Annotated in this window: 3 rRNA genes; all 3 read left to right on the forward strand. The window is 53.9% G+C overall.

What is annotated here, in order from left to right:
- Window positions 1–275: 275 nt before the first annotated feature.
- Window positions 276–1,796: ribosomal RNA gene (locus ACEXOR_RS17270) — 16S ribosomal RNA — on the forward strand.
- Window positions 1,797–2,244: 448 nt separating this feature from the next.
- A 23S ribosomal RNA gene (locus ACEXOR_RS17275) occupies window positions 2,245–5,362 on the forward strand.
- A gap of 142 nt (window positions 5,363–5,504) precedes the next feature.
- Window positions 5,505–5,621 (forward strand): 5S ribosomal RNA (gene rrf / locus ACEXOR_RS17280).
- The 16S, 23S and 5S rRNA genes sit together here, the layout of an rRNA operon.
- Window positions 5,622–5,627 lie beyond the last annotated feature (6 nt).

A 5,627-nucleotide genomic window follows, 5' to 3' on the forward strand; every position in this document is an offset into this window, starting at 1 on the left:
GTGCTAGGGTAGAGAAGTTGCCTGGAACGGCGGCCTGACGGCCTGGTTTTATGGTGTCCGATCCTTGAGAACTCAACAGCGTGCACAATGTCAAATGCCAAAAACCCCAGACAGCCCTTGTGGTTGTTGGGATTCCTTTGGAAAACATTTAAACAACAAAGCAAGTCAGTAATGATTTGTTCTGTCAGTTTCAAACTCGTGTGATTGTGGCCTATTCCGGCCTGGTCGCACAAATTAATGTGCCGGCTGTCTTCGGATGGTTGTGCGTTTAAACATTTACGGAGAGTTTGATCCTGGCTCAGGACGAACGCTGGCGGCGTGCTTAACACATGCAAGTCGAACGGTGAAGCCAAGCTTGCTTGGTGGATCAGTGGCGAACGGGTGAGTAACACGTGAGTAACCTGCCCTTGACTCTGGGATAAGCGTTGGAAACGACGTCTAATACCGGATACGAGCTTCAGTCGCATGGCTAGGAGTTGGAAAGAATTTTGGTCAAGGATGGACTCGCGGCCTATCAGCTTGTTGGTGAGGTAATGGCTCACCAAGGCGACGACGGGTAGCCGGCCTGAGAGGGTGACCGGCCACACTGGGACTGAGACACGGCCCAGACTCCTACGGGAGGCAGCAGTGGGGAATATTGCACAATGGGCGCAAGCCTGATGCAGCAACGCCGCGTGAGGGATGACGGCCTTCGGGTTGTAAACCTCTTTTAGTAGGGAAGAAGCGAAAGTGACGGTACCTGCAGAAAAAGCACCGGCTAACTACGTGCCAGCAGCCGCGGTAATACGTAGGGTGCAAGCGTTGTCCGGAATTATTGGGCGTAAAGAGCTCGTAGGCGGTTTGTCGCGTCTGCTGTGAAAACTGGAGGCTCAACCTCCAGCCTGCAGTGGGTACGGGCAGACTAGAGTGCGGTAGGGGAGATTGGAATTCCTGGTGTAGCGGTGGAATGCGCAGATATCAGGAGGAACACCGATGGCGAAGGCAGATCTCTGGGCCGTAACTGACGCTGAGGAGCGAAAGCGTGGGGAGCGAACAGGATTAGATACCCTGGTAGTCCACGCCGTAAACGTTGGGAACTAGATGTGGGGGCCATTCCACGGTCTCCGTGTCGCAGCTAACGCATTAAGTTCCCCGCCTGGGGAGTACGGCCGCAAGGCTAAAACTCAAAGGAATTGACGGGGGCCCGCACAAGCGGCGGAGCATGCGGATTAATTCGATGCAACGCGAAGAACCTTACCAAGGCTTGACATATACGAGAACGGGCCAGAAATGGTCAACTCTTTGGACACTCGTAAACAGGTGGTGCATGGTTGTCGTCAGCTCGTGTCGTGAGATGTTGGGTTAAGTCCCGCAACGAGCGCAACCCTCGTTCTATGTTGCCAGCACGTTATGGTGGGAACTCATAGGAGACTGCCGGGGTCAACTCGGAGGAAGGTGGGGATGACGTCAAATCATCATGCCCCTTATGTCTTGGGCTTCACGCATGCTACAATGGCCGGTACAAAGGGCTGCAATACCGTAAGGTGGAGCGAATCCCAAAAAGCCGGTCTCAGTTCGGATTGAGGTCTGCAACTCGACCTCATGAAGTCGGAGTCGCTAGTAATCGTGGATCAGCAACGCCACGGTGAATACGTTCCCGGGCCTTGTACACACCGCCCGTCAAGTCATGAAAGTCGGTAACACCCGAAGCCGGTGGCCCAACCTTTTGGAGGGAGCCGTCGAAGGTGGGATCGGTGATTAGGACTAAGTCGTAACAAGGTAGCCGTACCGGAAGGTGCGGCTGGATCACCTCCTTTCTAAGGAGCACTGGCACCGTTTGGTGTCCAGGCATGCCAGATCGAGAGCATCTGTTTCTCGCTGGTAGCTCATGGGTGGAACATTGACATTGGTGCAGCAGGAACTTGGCTGACGCTAGTACGACTGATCTCTTCGGGGGTGGGTTTGGAACGGGTTGGGTGAGGGGTGGTTGCATGTGCACGCTGTTGGGTCCTGAGGGACCGGAACTTCTCCTGCTTCGGTGGGGGAGGGGCTGAACCTCTGGACCCTTTTGTTGTCTCCCTGTGGGGGGATGGTGGAGGGGTACCGCCCGTACTTTGAGAACTACACAGTGGACGCGAGCATCTTAGATTCAGGACGAAAGTCCTGGATCACAAAGATCAACAAGCACTTTCGAGTGCTGTAGATCATTGGTCAATTTCGTCGGACAATTTATTGTTCGGCTAAACGATTCAATAACTCATGTGATTTCAAGTTTCTAAGAGCAAACGGTGGATGCCTTGGCATCTGGAGCCGAAGAAGGACGTATAAATCTGCGATAAGCCTCGGGGAGCTGATAATAGAGCTTTGATCCGAGGATTTCCGAATGGGGAAACCCCGCTGGGCCCTTTGGGTGACCCGGTGACTCCCGCCTGAATATATAGGGCGGGTAGAGGGAACGTGGGGAAGTGAAACATCTCAGTACCCACAGGAAGAGAAAACAACAGTGATTCCGTGAGTAGTGGCGAGCGAAACCGGAAGAGGCTAAACCGATCATGTGTGATAGCCGGCAGGCGTTGCATGGTCGGGGTTGTGGGACTTTTCTGCTGTTACTGCCGTACAGCGAGCGTTACAACGCAATATAGGCGAATGGTTTTGAAAGGCCAGTCATAGAGGGTGCCAACCCCGTAGCCGAAATGTTGCAATGGCGCGAAGAGTATCCCAAGTAGCACGGGGCCCGAGAAATCCCGTGTGAATCTGTCAGGACCACCTGATAAGCCTAAATACTCCCAGATGACCGATAGCGGACAAGTACCGTGAGGGAAAGGTGAAAAGTACCCCGGGAGGGGAGTGAAATAGTACCTGAAACCGTTTGCTTACAAACCGTTGGAGCACCCTTGTTGGTGTGACAGCGTGCCTTTTGAAGAATGAGCCTGCGAGTTAGTGATATGTGGCGAGGTTAACCCGTGAGGGGAAGCCGTAGCGAAAGCGAGTCTTAATAGGGCGATCGAGTCGCATGTTCTAGACCCGAAGCGAAGTGATCTATCCATGGCCAGGTTGAAGCGACGGTAAGACGTCGTGGAGGACCGAACCCACTTCAGTTGAAAATGGAGGGGATGAGCTGTGGATAGGGGTGAAAGGCCAATCAAACTTCGTGATAGCTGGTTCTCTCCGAAATGCATTTAGGTGCAGCGTTGCGTGTTTCTTGCCGGAGGTAGAGCTACTGGATAGCCGATGGGCCCTAAAAGGTTACTGACGTTAGCCAAACTCCGAATGCCGGTAAGTGAGAGCGCAGCAGTGAGACGGTGGGGGATAAGCTTCATCGTCGAGAGGGAAACAACCCAGACCACCGAATAAGGTCCCAAAGCGCGTGCTAAGTGGGAAAGGATGTGGAGTTGCACAGACAACCAGGAGGTTGGCTTAGAAGCAGCCACCCTTGAAAGAGTGCGTAATAGCTCACTGGTCAAGTGATTCCGCGCCGACAATGTAACGGGGCTCAAGCACGCCACCGAATTCGTGGCATTCATATTAGTGGCAGGCCTTCGTGGTCCAGCCGTGTGGATGGGTAGGAGAGCGTCGTGTGGCGAGTGAAGCGGCGGTGTAAACCAGCCGTGGACGCTACACGAGTGAGAATGCAGGCATGAGTAGCGAAAGACGGGTGAGAAACCCGTCCTCCGAAAGACCAAGGGTTCCAGGGCCAGGTTAATCCGCCCTGGGTAAGTCGGGACCTAAGGCGAGGCCGACAGGCGTAGTCGATGGACAACGGGTTGATATTCCCGTACTGACGAAAAACCGCCCAAGCCAATCCAGTAGTGCTAAGAGTCCTAAGCCGGCTAGATGGATCCCTTCGGGGTGAAGCATGCCGGTCTAACGCTCGAACCCGTCTGGTGCGGTTAGCGTATTAACAGGTGTGACGCAGGAAGGTAGCTGAGCCGGGCGATGGTTGTCCCGGTCTAAGAATGTAGGCCGAGAGATAGGCAAATCCGTCTCTCATATAAGGCTGAGACTCGATGGGTAGTCCTCACGGACGAAATCAGTGATCCTATGCTGCCAAGAAAAGCATCGACGCGAGGTTTTAGTCACCCGTACCCCAAACCGACTCAGGTGGTCAGGTAGAGAATACCAAGGAGATCGAGAGAATCGTGGTTAAGGAACTCGGCAAAATGCCCCCGTAACTTCGGGAGAAGGGGGGCCTGAGGCGTGAAGGGATTTACTCCTGGAGCGTTTGAAGGCCGCAGAGACCAGTGGGAAGCGACTGTTTACTAAAAACACAGGTCCGTGCCAAGTCGCAAGACGATGTATACGGACTGACGCCTGCCCGGTGCTGGAAGGTTAAGAGGAACGGTTAGCCGCAAGGCGAAGCTGAGAATTTAAGCCCCAGTAAACGGCGGTGGTAACTATAACCATCCTAAGGTAGCGAAATTCCTTGTCGGGTAAGTTCCGACCTGCACGAATGGCGTAACGACTTCCCAGCTGTCTCAACCGCGAACTCGGCGAAATTGCACTACGAGTAAAGATGCTCGTTACGCGCAGCAGGACGGAAAGACCCCGTGACCTTTACTACAGTTTGGTATTGGTGTTCGGTGTGGCTTGTGTAGGATAGGTGGGAGACTGTGAAGCTCGGACGCTAGTTCGGGTGGAGTCATTGTTGAAATACCACTCTGGTCACTCTGGATATCTAACTTCGGACCCTAATCGGGTTCAGGGACAGTGCCTGATGGGTAGTTTAACTGGGGCGGTTGCCTCCTAAAGAGTAACGGAGGCGCCCAAAGGTTCCCTCAATCTGGTTGGCAATCAGATGGCGAGTGTAAGTGCACAAGGGAGCTTGACTGTGAGACTGACAAGTCGAGCAGGGACGAAAGTCGGGACTAGTGATCCGGCAGTGGCTTGTGGAAGCGCTGTCGCTCAACGGATAAAAGGTACCTCGGGGATAACAGGCTGATCTTGCCCAAGAGTCCATATCGACGGCATGGTTTGGCACCTCGATGTCGGCTCGTCGCATCCTGGGGCTGGAGTAGGTCCCAAGGGTTGGGCTGTTCGCCCATTAAAGCGGTACGCGAGCTGGGTTTAGAACGTCGTGAGACAGTTCGGTCCCTATCCGCTGCGCGCGCAGGAAATTTGAAAGGATCTGACCCTAGTACGAGAGGACCGGGTTGGACGAACCTCTGGTGTGTCAGTTGTTCCGCCAGGAGCACCGCTGATTAGCTACGTTCGGGATGGATAACCGCTGAAAGCATCTAAGCGGGAAGCCGGCCTTGAGATGAGATTTCCATACCTTCGGGTGAGAGGCTCCCAGCTAGACTACTGGGTTGATAGGCAGGATGTGGAAGCGAGGACTAAAGACTCGTGGAGCTGACCTGTACTAATAAGCCGATAACTTGATAATCACTACACCCATACATGTTGTAAGGCTGGTATGGGTGGCCAAGATTGCTTGCGTCCACTATGTGGTTCTCGATGTACGGTCGAGAACCAAACAACATCACTTCGTGATGTCTGTTTGAAACTTCTAGATACATCTCTAGTGTTTCGGCGGCCATAGCGAGAGGGAAACGCCCGGTCACATTCCGAACCCGGAAGCTAAGACTCTCAGCGCCGATGGTACTGCAAGGGGGACCTTGTGGGAGAGTAGGACACCGCCGGACTTACTT

It is taken from the genome of Herbiconiux liangxiaofengii, from assembly GCF_041927335.1.
GTDB classification, from domain to species: Bacteria; Actinomycetota; Actinomycetes; order Actinomycetales; family Microbacteriaceae; genus Herbiconiux; species Herbiconiux liangxiaofengii.